The sequence below is a fragment of the Paenibacillus sp. LjRoot153 genome (genome assembly GCF_964253085.1).
Taxonomy (GTDB): domain Bacteria; phylum Bacillota; class Bacilli; order Paenibacillales; family NBRC-103111; genus Paenibacillus_E.
Genome location: NZ_CAXUQH020000001.1, coordinates 1,560,184 through 1,574,305 on the forward strand (window position 1 = coordinate 1,560,184; position 14,122 = coordinate 1,574,305).

Here is a 14,122-nt window from a genome sequence, read left to right on the forward strand (position 1 = left end):
TGGCATGAACTATGATGTAGTTGCGCTTGGGGAGTGCTTAATTGATTTCACGCCGTATGGTCGATCCGAAGCGGGACAGCCGTTGTATGAGCGCAATCCGGGGGGAGCGCCCGTGAATGTGGTAGCCGCGTTGGCGAAGCTCGGCAAGAAAACGGGATTCATCGGGATTAAGCCTCGCAGATGTGGTAAAGGTTTCTGAAGGAGGAGCTAATCTTCTTGACGGCGGAGCAGGATTTAGAAAAGGCAGCGAGAAAACTAGTTGAACAATATAGGATTACCTTGCTATTGGCCACTGCAGGAGGGGCTGGTTCTTTTTATCAGATGAAGGATTGGTGGGGCAAGATGGAGAGCTTCCCCGTTCGTACGAAAGATACGACTGGTGCTGGTGATGCGTTTTTCGGGGCATTGTTATATGGCGTGTTGGAGAAGGGGAAGGCGTTGCCCGTTGTGGGACGAAGAGGAGCTTCGGTTGCCATTGCGCTTTGCGAATGCAGCGGGAGCTCTGGCGACGACTCGGAAAGGTGCGATTCCGTCGCTGGGTACATTGGAGGAGATTCGCGCATTGATGCGAGATGGAGAGAGGGAGGATGAGCGAGGATGAGTCAGCGGGTAGAAATGGAAAGACATCAGCTTCACATGGAACGTGTGGAACAAGCGAATCAAGCGTTAAACAAAGCTGCCGAGTTAGCTACGGAGGATAGATTCAGGCTAGGCTATCACCTCATGCCACAAGCAGGCTGGATGAATGATCCGAATGGGCTTATTTATTGGAACGAGGAATTCCATGTGTTTTATCAGCATTATCCATATGAGCCGAAGTGGGGGCCGATGCATTGGGGGCATGCCAAAAGCAAGGATTTGGTGCACTGGGAGCACCTGCCCATCGCGTTGGCGCCTTCCGAAGATTATGATAGCGGGGAAACAGGTGGTTATGGCTGTTGGTCCGGCAGTGCAGTCGATGATAACGGCGTTCTGACATTGGTCTATACGGGGCATGTAGATGGACGTACGCCGGTGGAGGTTCAGTGTCTCGCGACCAGCACGGACGGGGTTACTTTTACCAAATCGGGGGCTAATCCTGTTATTGGTGACGCTCCGGAGGAAGGTGGGTTCGGCTTCCGCGATCCGAAGGTTTGGCAGCATGACGGTCAGTGGTACATGGTTGTTGGTTATGGAAAGGATGGCTTGGGCAAAGCGCTGATGTACACGTCATCTGATTTGCTCACATGGCGCTATCTCGGGATTGCAGCAGAGAGTAACGGCATGATGGGCGATATGTGGGAGTGTCCTGATTTATTTCCACTAGGTGATGGGGATGACTATGTGCTCATTATTTCCCCGATGAACATGGGAGCTACAAAAACGATGTATCTCACTGGCAAATTAAACTATGAAACAGGAAAATTCGATTACCGTGATGCCGAACGATTGGATTATGGGTTCGATTTCTATGCGCCGCAAACGTTGGTGGACGGACAGGGACGGCGCATCCTGATGGGATGGATGAACATTTGGGGCGCTCAAATGCCGGAGCAAGTAGATGGCTGGATGGGGGCTTTTACCTTGCCGCGCGAGTTGACACTGGCAGAGGATGGCACGTTGCGGATGCAGCCTGTGGCGGAACTGGCAGTGCTGCGGAAGGGCAGGGTGTTCGTCGATCGACAGGTGATACCAGCTGACTCGACCGTTTCATTGGAAACTGTTCAAAGCGACCAGCTAGAGCTGATTGCCGTGTTTAACACGAAGGAATCTGACGTGGAGACAGTGTTTGGACTTCTCGTTCGTTGCTCAGAGGATGGCTCTGCGTACACGGAAGTTGCGTACTCGGTCGCGGAGCAGACACTCCGCGTTGATCGTACGCACGCGGGTTCAGGTGAAGCTGGTGTGAGCGAAGTACAGGTGGAACCGATGGAGGATGGGAACATCAAGCTGCATCTGTTCGTGGATCGATCTTCGTTGGAGCTGTTCGCGAATAACGGGGTGAAAACGATAACGAATCGGATATATCCGAATGGTGACAGTCTGGGGATTAAGCTTTTTGCTAGGCATGGAGAAGCTTGTTTGGAAAGCTTGGACGTATGGGAGTTGTCGTTGTAGATCGAACAGGATAACCAATTTTAAACAGGTCGAGCATTTCTCAAAGCCAGGTGGTATAATAGGTTAAACGTTTCAACAAACCTGGTGAGGAGTGTCTCAGATGACCATTCAGAAAGATTGGGCTCAAGAAGCTTGGGCACAAACAATAGCAAAAGTAGGCAAAACCAGCAAGCGAATTGGTGACGGGTTTCCACATGCAAGTGTGGGCGGAGAATACAAGCTGGAGCCTGCCTATTGGTGGACAGCCGGCTTCTGGCCTGGGTTGCTGTGGCTTTTATATCGTGATACGAAGGATGAAGGACTGAAGCAGCTGGCTGAGTCTTGCGAGCAACAATTGGATCAAGTCGTAACTGATTACTATCGTCTGGATCATGATATCGGATTCATGTGGACCCTGACGAGTGTTGCACGATACAAGCTAACTGGTGCAGATGATTCAAAGCGCCGCGCTTTGCTCGCGGCGAATCTGCTGGCTGCGCGTTTCAACGTGAAGGGCAGCTACATTCGCGCGTGGAACCCTTGGCGCGAAGGGGAAGACAATGCAGGCTGGGCCATTATCGACTGCATGATGAACCTGCCGTTGCTGCACTGGGCTACGCTGACTACAGGCGACCCGCGATTCAAAGAAATCGCGGTAAGACATGCGGATATGGCGGTTGATCACTTTATTCGTCCCGATGGATCGGTGAATCATATCGTGATTTTTGATCCGGCCACCGGTGAGAAGCTTTCCGTGAACGGTGGGCAAGGCTTTGCGCCGGAATCGGCCTGGTCGCGTGGAACCGCGTGGGCGATTTACGGTATGAGCCTCAGCTACAAGTACACGGGCGATGAGAAATATTTGCATGCGGCCAAGCGTGCTGCGCATTTCTTCCTGGCGAACCTGCCGGAAGATCATGTGCCACATTGGGATTTCCGCTTGCCCGATGGCATTCCGGCGTACCGCGACTCCTCTGCGGGCGCGTGTGCGGCTTGCGGTTTGCTCCTGATCGCGGAGCAAGTGAGCAGCCAAGAGGCATCCCTCTACCGCGAAGCGGGGGAGCGCATCTTGCACTCGCTGTACACGAACTACGGTGCGTGGGATTCCGAAACCGAAGAAGGGTTAGTCACCCATGGTACAAGCCATTATCCTGAGGGGAAAAACATCGACGTACCGCTTATCTACGGCGACTACTATTTTGTAGAGGGTCTTTCCCGATTGCTAGGGCATGGCGAGTTGTTCTGGTAGGGTTTGGTTAAATTGATAAAAGAGTTGTCTTTCAGTAGCTATAGCTGCTGGAGGACAGCTCTTTTTTGCGTTTATGCGTCGCGCTCCAGCACTCCGGCAAGAATAACTGGATTTCCTACATCTAATTTCGCGCCAAACACGCTTTTGAAGCGAATAGCTGTATTTCCTCCAGTTAATTCGAGCCGATCCGCCCGAAACTATCGATTTGGGCGAAATTAGCTACATAATTTCTTTCTAGTTTCAATAAACAGATGAATCAGCCAGAATTAGACAATTTCCATTTATTTTCCACTATGAGGCGGGGGGATCGGAGAGAGTGATGGCATTTTGGTAATGGAGGGGAGTGTTAAGGTGTTGCTCCCCTTCCTCCACAAAAAGACTTTTACTACAGTAAATCGACATCCGCCCTCATTGTTGGTCCCATGCCCTGAAACCTATAATTAACACATAAGACAAATAGATAGTGTAGGTGAGAGCAGATGAAATCCGCTACTGTAAATGAGGTTGTCCAGCGGTCAACCGGTGCAACGAAGAAGAAAGGTTGGTGGAAATACGTTCTGCAGCATCGCGCATTTTATATCATGCTGATTCCTGGGCTGCTGTATTTCCTCGTGTTCAAGTATGTACCCCTATTGGCGAGCTTCATCGCCTTTCAGGACTACAACATTTTTAAAGGCTTCACAGGAAGTGAATGGGTTGGGTTCAAATGGTTCCAGCAACTATTCACGTACGACAAGTTCGGACGGCTGCTCCGAAATACGCTGTTAATCAGCTTATATCAAATTGTGTTCGCCTTCCCGTTGCCGATCCTACTGGCGATCATGCTCAATGAAGTGCGATCGATGGCCTTCAAGCGAATCACCCAAACCGTGCTGTATTTACCGCACTTTTTATCCTGGACGATCGTGTTCGGACTCACGTATATGTTGCTGTCACCGACACAGGGACTAATAAATCACGTCATTTCATCCTTCGGTGGTGATACCGTTGCTTATCTCCAGAAACCGGAATACTTCCGCTCTATCATTATTTTTTCGGGCATCTGGAAGGAAATGGGCTGGAACGCCATCATTTTCATCGCTGCGCTTGCGGGCATTAACCCTTCCTTATATGAAGCAGCGAGGATGGATGGGGCGAATCGTTGGAAGCAGTTCTTACATATCTCGATACCGGGCTTGCTGCCGGCCATCATGATCCTTTTGATGTTAAAAATGGGACATATCATGGATTCGGGCTTCGAGCAAATCTATCAGTTTCTAAATCCGGCCACGTTTGAGACGGGGGATGTATTGGATACCTACACCTATCGAGCGGGCATTCTGCAAGGTCAGTACAGCATAACGACAGCCATCGGATTGTTCAAATCGGTTATTGGTTTTATCTTACTCGTTATTGCCAACCGTGTGAGTAAATGGACAACCGGTGAAGGGCTATATTAAAGGGGCGACACGACGATGAAAATTAGACGAACACCAGGTGAAATCGCTTTTGATACAGCGAATGCACTTCTCTTACTGCTCTTCTGTGCGGCAGTTGCTATCCCATTGATGAATGTCATTGCCGGCTCACTCAGCTCCAATGAAGCGATTATCCATTCCGAAGTATCACTTTGGCCTGTAGGTTTTAATCTTCACAACTATGACTTTGTCATCCGCAATGCGGTGTTCTGGAGGTCGTTTGGGGTCACAATTCAGATCGTTTTGATTGGCACGGCAATCAACATGGCACTTACGATTCTTACTTCCTATCCGCTATCCAAAGGGTGGCTAGGCGGCCGCAAGGCGATTCTACTCTTCATCATATTCACGATGATTTTTCAGGCACCGATGGTACCGATGTACATTTTGATCAAAAGCCTAGGCCTGCTCAATAGTATCTGGTCACTGATTATCCCAGGTGCGCTGAGCGCGTTTAATATGATGCTGTGCATCACCTTCATGAGGTCGATTCCGGAGGAGCTTTTTGAAGCAGCCCGGGTGGATGGCATGTCTGAATACAACATTGTGTGGCGTATCGTGGCGCCATTATCCATGCCGATCAACGTCACGCTGATTTTATTCTACGCGGTGGGGCATTGGAACAACTATTTGGGCCCGCTTTTGTACATCACCGATCGAGAACTGCAGCCTTTGCAATTGTATCTGTATAAGCTCATTTCACAATTCGATATGGATTCTGCCGGAGGTCAATCGATTTTGGAACTTTCCACGGCAGTAACCCCACAAGGATTGCAAATGGCGACAATTGTCATTGCCACGCTTCCAATTATTATCGTATATCCATTTTTGCAAAAGCATTTCATCAAAGGTGCACTGTTGGGTTCAGTTAAGGAATAAGGTTAGGTGAAAATTAGTCTCGACTTGACTCGATTAAGGAGGTGGTGCGACGTATTCCACGCATGCCAGAAATGTCCAGATGTATATAAGAAACGAACTAAACTATAATTAAGAAACTAGGGAGGGTCTACTCGATGAAAGTAAATATGAAACAAATGGTGACGCTTGTATGTATGGTATGTCTTGCAGGTGCAACAGTTGCCTGTTCTTCAAATAAGGGCTCCACGGCAACAACGACACAACCTTCCGTGACACCTGCGGCAAGTCAGAGCACAACACCGGCTGCACCAGAGAAAATTAGCATATTCGTCTCCAATAACGCCCAACAGATTCCAGCAGGGAAGTCGATGGAACTGGCCACAGTTAAATATCTCGCTCAAAAAACAAATACAGATCTAAACATCACCTTCCTCCCGCATGAAAACTACATGGATCAGCTGAAATTGAAGTTCGCATCTGGCGATATTCCTAACGTTCATATGGTTTGGGGTATTGAGACCTCTGATCTTGTTATCAATGGTTTAGCAATGGATTTGAAGCCATTAATCGATAAATACGGTCCAAATTTGAAGAAAAACATTCCGCAATCCGCTTGGGACGCGGTTACACTGAATGGCAAAATCCTCGCTATCCCACAACTCGCGCAAGGGAATGCACCAGCAGAACGTGTCATCTATGTACGTAAGGATTGGATGGATAAGCTAGGCATTAAGGAGCCGAAGACATCTGCTGAATTCCTGGATATGCTGCGTGCTTTCCGTGATAAAGATCCGAATGGAAACGGTAAGAAGGATGAAATTCCTTTCGCTTCCCGTGAGAAATTCGAATGGGCTGATAACATTTTCGGCATGTATGGGGTGAATCTGGACTCTAACAGTCTCTACAATAACGAAGTTATGCCGGGCTATGTGAACCCGAATATGAAAAAAGCGTTGGGCATGCTGAATACAATGTATAAAGAGAAGTTGATTGATACGGAATTCCTAACGAACACACGGGCGATTTGGGATCAAAAAATTAAGTCCGACCTCGTAGGTTCTTGGAACCACGTCGTATTCGGCGCATGGGATCCTTGGCAAAAGGAACTTAGCAAATTGCTTCCTGATAAAAAGCCTAACGTACTCGGCATTCCGACACCAAGAGGTGAAGGCTATGATGGGAAATTGGGACGCGTTGAGAAACCAGTATTGAAAACGTTTGTCGTGCACAAAGATACGAAAAACCCTGAAGCTGTTGTGAAAATGTTCGATTGGCTCGTTTCGGAAGAAGGGCAATTATTCACGGAGCTTGGTATTGAAGGGCAATCCTTCACCAAAGAGGGCACAACACTTAAGTACAATGCAGACAAAGATCCTGATTTGAAATGGCGTTCCGCTGTGTTCCAAATGCATGGTTTCCATGAGCAAGCTCAGAAAGTATTGATCAATAACGATGAAGCTTACAACAAGCTGATTCAGACGATCGAAACGTCCCGTAAAGAAGGTATTCCGAATCCAACTGCAGGTATGCCGCCTTCCGAAACGTTGACGAAGAACGCAGATCTTGGTTATAAAGGTTCCTTCCAAGAGGCAGCTGCCAAAATTATTCTCGGCGAGAAGCCGCTGGACTACTTTGATGAGTATGTAGCGAACTGGAAGAAACAAGGTGGAGACAAAGCGATTAAGGAATTGACTGACTGGTATAACGCAAACCGTAAGAAGTAAGGTAGTCGATGACTATGACACATGCCCATCTGAAGCTGGTAGGATACTTGCTCAGGTGGGTCATCTTTTATTGATAATGGATGTGAATGAAGGAAGGATGAGATAGGTGATGATGAGAATGGGTAAAATGGGAAGACTACTTTCTCTCCTGTTAATCGGCGCGATGCTGGTTGTACCGTTCCAACCGAAGATTTCCATGGCGCAAGCACTGACGGAAGAGGAACTGGCGGAATTACCTGGCAGTGAAGTGCTTATTTCTGATCTTAAAAAGCAGGGAGCAGCGCTCAATCCGGAGGCTGCGGCTTACGGAACGGTTGCAAATTCAACGGTTGAATGGCAAGCGTTTACAGAAGCATTGCGCTTTACGACGAACGTGCAACCAGCTAGTACGTATCTTTTGCAATATGTACTCCCCATTGAAGCAAGTATTGAGAAAGACGATGTTATTTTGGCGACATTCTATGCAAGAACGCTGCGATCTACGGTTGAAACGGCTGAAGGTACAGTAGCATTGGTGATGGAGAAAAGAGGAAATTTCGAAAAGTCGATTACTGAGACCTTAACGGTTCCTACGCAGTGGAAGAAATTTCTTGTGCCAATTAAAGCTGCCTTGTTAATGGAAGTGAACACACCACAGATTGCCTTCCGTCTCGGCTATAAGCCTCAGGAGATAGAAATCGCTAATCTTAAAGTTGTGAATTATAAGAAAGCGGTTACATTTGATAGCTTGCCAAGCACTCCGGTGATTTACGAAGGAATGGAAGAGGACGCGCCATGGCGTGCAGAAGCCAATCAGCGTATTGAGCAGATCCGCAAAGGGGATATGCAGGTCGAAGTGAAGGACACTGACGGTCATCCTGTTGAGGGTGCAAGTGTTCAAGTGAAAATGACGAAGCATGACTTCAAGTTTGGTACAGCGGTCAATAGCACGATGATTAATGGGACGGATGCGAATGCAGAAACGTATCGAACCAAGCTGAAAGAGAATTTTAATTCTGTCGTCATGGAAAATGAAATGAAGTGGCAATGGTGGGAACAAGATCGAAACCGAACCGTTAATCTCTACAATTGGTTAGGTGCTAATCATTTTGATATTCGTGGACATGCCCTGCTATGGGATGGGTCTACGCGCTTACCGGCAGATATTCCAGGCCTTGTGAGCAATAAGACATCACTTGAGAAGCGTATCCAAGATCACTTCCATGAGCTGGCGGGCTTCTTCAGGGGGAGATTATATAACTGGGATGTGCTGAATGAGCCTGTTCTGAACAGCATGATTCGCAATACGTACGCCGACCAAGGTGCACTGATGGCGAATTGGTTCAAAATGGCCAAAGAAGCTGATCCTGCGGCTAAACTTTACGTCAATGAAACGCAGATTCTTGGCGTAGATGCGCCGGTAATCGCGAATTTCTCAGGTATTTTGCAATCGATGAAAGATAATGGTGCTCCTATAGATGGCATTGGCATTCAGGCGCACTTCGGCAGTACGCCGGTGAGTCCGATGGCTTTCTATAATCAGCTTACTCATTTCACGGAGTATGCGCCTGATATCGCCATCACGGAATTTGACGTAAATTCACCTAAAGAAGATATTCAAGGGGAATTTACAAGAGATATCCTGCTTGCTTCGTTTAGCCATCCCAATGTGAAATCGTTTACGATGTGGGGGTTCTGGGACGGCGCGCACTGGCAGAATAATGCTCCGCTATTCCGATCAGATTGGACATTAAAGCCTTCAGGCGAGCAATGGCGTAATCTGATCTACGGAACTTGGTGGACGAACGAGATGGGTACAACGGATGCCAATGGTCAGTTTCAAACACGTGGATTTTATGGGGACTATGACATTATCGTTACCAAGGGTGGCGTAAGTCAGACGGTAAAAGCTTCTTTATTACAAGGTCAAGATAACAAAGTTTCCGTCGTATGGGGAGTACCATTGCAAGGTGGAACGACGGAAACCTTTGTACCATTATCGCTACCTGTTCCAAATACAGACATCACAGCGCCAGTATGGCCGTATGGCAGCACTTTCGGTGCTTCCAATACATCGCCAACGTCGGTCAGCTTAACATGGCCAAGTGCGCATGACAATTTAGTGGTTACCGGTTATCGGGTTTACAAGGATGGCGAGTTGGTCAAACAGGTACCAGCGAACGTGACGAGCTATGATATCACGGGTTTAACCCCAGGTCACAGCTACTCATTCACGGTGCAAGCGTTGGACACACAGGGCAACACGTCCGTGCTTAGTCAGCCAATCGTGACGTCGACAACTTCCGGCGTAGATAGTGAACTGCCGGGGTGGAATAAAGGCTCTGCGATTGAGGTTGCAGATCTCAGTCAAACAGGAGTACGGCTTTCGTGGCCAAATGGCGTGGATAATGATGGGGCAGATGGCTACCGTATTTATGTGAACGGACAAATCTGGGCAGATGTGAGCGGGACGAGCTATGACGTTGTGGGATTAGTCCCGAACAAACTGTATACAATTCGCGTGGAGTCGAAAGATAGCGACGGCAATTTGTCTGTCGGCGGACCGATCGTCACCTTCCGTACGCTGGGTGTAGAAGACATGACAGCACCGACGTGGGACCTTGCTTCGAGTGTGTCCGCTTCGGATGTGACGACGACGGGGCTTCAATTGACTTGGAACCCTGCGCAAGACAGCGGAGGAGTGACCGCATACCGTGTGTTCCAAGACGGTAAGCAGGTTGTGACGCTGCCAGCTTTGGTGAAGAGCTTTACCATCACCGGCTTGACACCGAATACGACGCATGTATTTAGGGTTGAAGCGGGGGATGGCAAAAATAACTGGTCAATAACAGGTCCTGGGTTGTCAATTAAAACTCAAGCAGGACCAGATGAAGTCCATCCGACATGGCCGGCTAATCGGGGCTTAACGTACAGCGGGCTGGCTGACCATGCAGTGAATTTGAATTGGACAGCAGCGTTTGATGAGATTGGTGTTACAGGGTATAAGATTTTTGCTAATAATACGTTAATTGCAACCGTCGCTGGCAACATACAAACCTATGCGGTGACGAACTTGACTGCCGGTACGGCCTATTCGTTCCGCGTCGAAGCGGGGGATGCCGCCGGAAGTTGGTCGACGAATGGACCAGCCGTTTCGGTTACGACGTACCAAGGCGTGGTTCGCAAGCAGACGGTGATTTATCCGAGCGCCGATGCGTTCATTCAAGCGCCTAGCACGCTAGGTGAAGCGGGAACAACGAATAATCTGGATTATTTGCGCTTCAAGAATGCAGCTGGTGTATCGGGTAGCGATGCGAATAAAAACACAGGTAACAACCGACGTGCATATTTAAAATTCCCGCTGACCTCGGTCACAGGGAATGTATACGATGCTTCCTTGAATCTCTATGTTTTTGCGGTTCAGACGGCGAATATGGACATTAGCATGGATCTGTACAGCACAGGCGACAACTGGAGAGAGGTGACCGATGCCAGTGGAGCGTCAATCAATTGGCAGAACAAGCCAGTGGATGGCTCGCTGATCGCAAGTACAATCGTGCGAAATGCCGGATATTGGAAGAAAATCAGTGTGACAAGTCAAGCAGCTGCAGAGAAAAGCGGCGACGGGACAATCAGCTTCAAGCTGCAAAACGACAGTTGGCTGGATCAGAACGTCGATTTCTATTCGAAGGAAGCTGCGGGAGCAAATGTCGCATTTAGACCTTATCTAACAGTCGGAACAGAAGAACTTCCAACGGATACGACAGCACCGACGTGGACAGGCGCGAATTTGGCGGTAACACAAGTTGCCCCGCATACAGCGACCTTAACATGGCCAAGTGCGCAAGATCTTTCCGGTGTTAACCGCTACAAGGTGTATCAGAATGGTGTTGCCATTGCGACCGTCGCATCGGATGTATACAGCTATCAGGTGAATGGCTTAGCGCCTGCGACTGCTTACACCTTCAAGGTGGAAGCGGTAGACATCGCGTTAGAGTCAACTAACGGGCCATCTGCGTCGCTCACGACGCCTGCCGTTGATGCGGTTAGTCCAGTATGGCCGACAAGCGCAGGTTTGACCTCACAAAATGTGAGTCGCAAAGCGCTAAGACTGCATTGGTCGGTCGCAGATGACAATTACGGCGTAATGGCCTACGATGTGTACCAGGGCGCTGCGCTGCTGGGTACCGTAACCGACACGACTTATGAGGTGACCACTCTGACACCGGGAACTAATTACTCATTCCATGTCGTGGCCCGCGATGCGGCAGGCAATACAGTGAGCAGCCCGGTACTCTCCACGGCGACACTTGCTGGAGATGTGACGCTGCCAACATGGAGTAACGGAAGCCAGCTGGATCCCACGCTTATCAGCGCATCTGGCCTTCAGTTGAACTGGCCTGCGGCAGTGGATGATACGGGCGTGATGAGCTACCGTATCGAGCAGGATGATTCGACGCTCATCGAAGTCTCGAATGATATTCGAAGTTATTTCATCAACGGATTACAGGCACAAACCGCTTATATGTTTAAAGTTCGAGCAGTGGACGAAGCTGGGAACGTTTCCGAGCCGCTGCAAGTTTACGAAGGTACGATGGTGGCTGATACAATTACGCCGCAATGGCCGACCGGCTCACGCATAACGTCCACAAGATTAGATAATCAAATCACCCTAGAGTGGGATGCCGCCGTGGACAATGTTGGGATTATGCAGTATAACCTTTATCGCAATGGCGGGTTTGCGGCTTCCGTTGCGGGAGCAACAAGCCTTATGCTGCAGGATACCGAAGCAGCCGTTTACAAAGTAGAAGCACAGGATTTCCTAGGGAACTCGACAGTGTTCGGGCCGAGTACGGATGATCCAGAAATCCCAGTTCCAAGTGATAAAACAGCACCTGGATGGCCTGCTGAAAGTGTTCTGACACAAGGCATCGTGACATCGAATTCCGTTCAACTCTCATGGAGCCAAGCGATTGACCGCGTGGGCGTAACCCAGTATAAACTGCTGATGAATGGCAACGTAGTTACAACTACACCGAACACGATGTGGCAGGTAACGGGATTGTCTGGGGATACCGCTTATGACTTCAAGGTTGAAGCGGCAGATGCAGCGAACAATTGGTCAAGCAATGGTCCAACGCTTCAAGTCAGAACACAAGTTGCTCCTCCGACACTAGACACAACAGCACCAGGATGGCCTGATGGAAGTGCTTTGATCCAAGGAGATGTGACTACAACTTCCGTACAACTGTCTTGGAGTGAAGCAATTGATCTTGTGGGTGTAACCCAATATAAACTGCTGATGAATGGCAACGTAGTTACAACTACGCCAAACACGACATGGCAGGTAACGGGATTGACTGCTGATACCGCTTATGACTTCAAGGTTGAAGCTGCAGATGCGGCGAACAATTGGTCAACAAGCGGTCCAAGTTTGAATGTCAGAACGCAAGCTGTTCCTGCTCCAACAGGGCCATCTACAGGGACGCAATCAGAGCCTGAGAAGCCGACTATTACTGTCAATAATGGGGCAGCAGAGATTACGTTCCCAGCAGCAAGCCTTACAACGGTAGATGGGAAAGCCACAGCAACAATTAATAAAACAACACTTGAAGAAGCCTTTAAGAAGGCGGATCCACAAGCGGGTGGAACGACTTCAATAGTAACGCTGCATGTACCGCAAGTGGCAGGAGCTAACAGCTACGCACTTGAACTGCCAACGGAGTATCTGACACAGCAAACTTCAAAGCATGGGCTTGAAATATCAACGGAACTCGGCACAGTTGTTCTACCTAGCAATATGTTTGCTAATAACGCAGCAGCGGCTGGGCAGTCTACGCTTACGATCAACATTTCGATAGATAAACTCCCTGCACAAACCGATCTGAAAGGTAAAACAGGAGTCGTCGTCGATCTGCAATTCACGGCATCCGGCCAACCGATGAAATTCGAAAACAAGGATGCTACCGTTACTGTTCGCATTCCCTATACGCTTTCTCCAGAAGAGAAAGCTCATCCTGAACTGTTAAATGTCTGGTATGTGAATGCACAGGGTGAAGCTCAACTAGTTCCAACAGGCAGCTACAACGCTGCTACTGGCAGCATTGAATTCAGCACGAATCATTTCAGTATGTATGCAGTTTCTTACAACAAGCCAGCATTCCAGGATCTCGCTTCCACAACCTGGGCTTTCCATGCTATTGAAACACTTGCTGCGAAAGGAATTATACAAGGGGTTACTGCTCAAGCTTTCAATCCGACGGCTTCTATTACACGAGCAGACTTCACGAAATTGCTGGTCGAAACCTTTGGGTTACAAGCGACGTCTGAGACGCATTTTACGGACGTTCAGAAAGGTGCTTATTATGAAAAAGCTGTTGGCATCGCGAGTAAACTCGGTATTGTCAACGGTGTAGACGATCAACACTTTAACCCCCAAGCTAATATCACTCGTCAGGATATGTTCGTTATGATTACGAGAGCCTTGGCTCAAGTGAGCAAATCATTGCCTACAGCGAACAATGCAAGTAAATTCACGGACGGAGCTGATATCGCTTCTTATGCGGTCCAGTCCATTAATGCCCTCGTTCAACAAGGTTTAGTCGAAGGCAACGCCGGCAAAGTGAATCCACTGGGCAATACGACCAGAGCTGAAACTGCTGTTATGTTGTACAGATTATTCCAATTTATTTACCAATAAGTTGCAGGACTCCAACCGTGCCTATTCATAGGCGCGGTTTTTGTCGTATTTTAAACAAAAAAGTACGATCCCTGCAGTG

General features: G+C 48.6%; 8 protein-coding genes. All 8 read left to right on the forward strand.

All coding sequences use genetic code 11. The annotated features are described in order from the left end of the window. The first annotated feature begins 4 nt into the window (after window positions 1-4). The 8 genes from ACSQ8P_RS06840 to ACSQ8P_RS06875 all read left to right on the forward strand — a co-directional run bounded on the left by ACSQ8P_RS06840 (window position 5) and on the right by ACSQ8P_RS06875 (window position 14,043). A complete protein-coding gene (locus tag ACSQ8P_RS06840) occupies window positions 5-199 on the forward strand; it encodes a PfkB family carbohydrate kinase (RefSeq protein ID WP_436234515.1) in 195 nt (64 codons plus the stop codon). A 17-nt stretch (window positions 200-216) separates the two neighbouring features. Then, window positions 217-591 carry a PfkB family carbohydrate kinase gene (locus ACSQ8P_RS06845; RefSeq protein WP_436234516.1) on the forward strand — a complete coding sequence of 125 codons (375 nt, stop codon included), beginning with the start codon at window positions 217-219 and terminating at the stop codon, window positions 589-591. 6 nt (window positions 592-597) lie between these two features. Further along, window positions 598-2,097 (forward strand): glycoside hydrolase family 32 protein, encoded by a 1,500-nt coding sequence (locus ACSQ8P_RS06850; protein WP_436234517.1) that lies wholly within the window; start codon window positions 598-600, stop codon window positions 2,095-2,097. Between the two features lie 100 nt (window positions 2,098-2,197). Beyond that, window positions 2,198-3,325, forward strand: a complete 1,128-nt coding sequence (locus ACSQ8P_RS06855; protein ID WP_436239470.1) for a glycoside hydrolase family 88 protein — start codon at window positions 2,198-2,200, stop codon at window positions 3,323-3,325. 479 nt (window positions 3,326-3,804) lie between these two features. Further along, a complete protein-coding gene (locus ACSQ8P_RS06860) occupies window positions 3,805-4,764 on the forward strand; it encodes an ABC transporter permease (RefSeq protein ID WP_436234518.1) in 960 nt (319 codons plus the stop codon). A 15-nt stretch (window positions 4,765-4,779) separates the two neighbouring features. Next, the gene (locus ACSQ8P_RS06865; RefSeq protein ID WP_436234519.1) at window positions 4,780-5,661 is read left to right on the forward strand and encodes a carbohydrate ABC transporter permease; all 882 of its coding nucleotides are present in this window, start codon (window positions 4,780-4,782) and stop codon (window positions 5,659-5,661) included. A 134-nt stretch (window positions 5,662-5,795) separates the two neighbouring features. Further along, window positions 5,796-7,364: an extracellular solute-binding protein gene (locus ACSQ8P_RS06870; protein WP_436234520.1), complete on the forward strand. Its 1,569-nt coding sequence runs from the start codon at window positions 5,796-5,798 to the stop codon at window positions 7,362-7,364. 127 nt (window positions 7,365-7,491) lie between these two features. Next, entirely contained in the window at window positions 7,492-14,043 is a 6,552-nt protein-coding gene (locus ACSQ8P_RS06875; RefSeq protein ID WP_436234521.1) for a fibronectin type III domain-containing protein, read from the forward strand. The last annotated feature ends 79 nt before the right edge of the window (window positions 14,044-14,122 follow it).

Excerpts from the sequence above, each read along its gene's own strand:
- ACSQ8P_RS06870 (WP_436234520.1), top strand. The coding sequence starts at position 5,796 with ATGAAAGTAAATATGAAACAAATGGTGACGCTTGTATGTATGGTATGT.
- ACSQ8P_RS06840 (WP_436234515.1), top strand. The coding sequence starts at position 5 with ATGAACTATGATGTAGTTGCGCTTGGGGAGTGCTTAATTGATTTCACG.
- ACSQ8P_RS06865 (WP_436234519.1), top strand. The coding sequence starts at position 4,780 with ATGAAAATTAGACGAACACCAGGTGAAATCGCTTTTGATACAGCGAAT.
- ACSQ8P_RS06875 (WP_436234521.1), top strand. The coding sequence starts at position 7,492 with ATGGGAAGACTACTTTCTCTCCTGTTAATCGGCGCGATGCTGGTTGTA.
- ACSQ8P_RS06855 (WP_436239470.1), top strand. The coding sequence starts at position 2,198 with ATGACCATTCAGAAAGATTGGGCTCAAGAAGCTTGGGCACAAACAATA.
- ACSQ8P_RS06850 (WP_436234517.1), top strand. The coding sequence starts at position 598 with ATGAGTCAGCGGGTAGAAATGGAAAGACATCAGCTTCACATGGAACGT.
- ACSQ8P_RS06860 (WP_436234518.1), top strand. The coding sequence starts at position 3,805 with ATGAAATCCGCTACTGTAAATGAGGTTGTCCAGCGGTCAACCGGTGCA.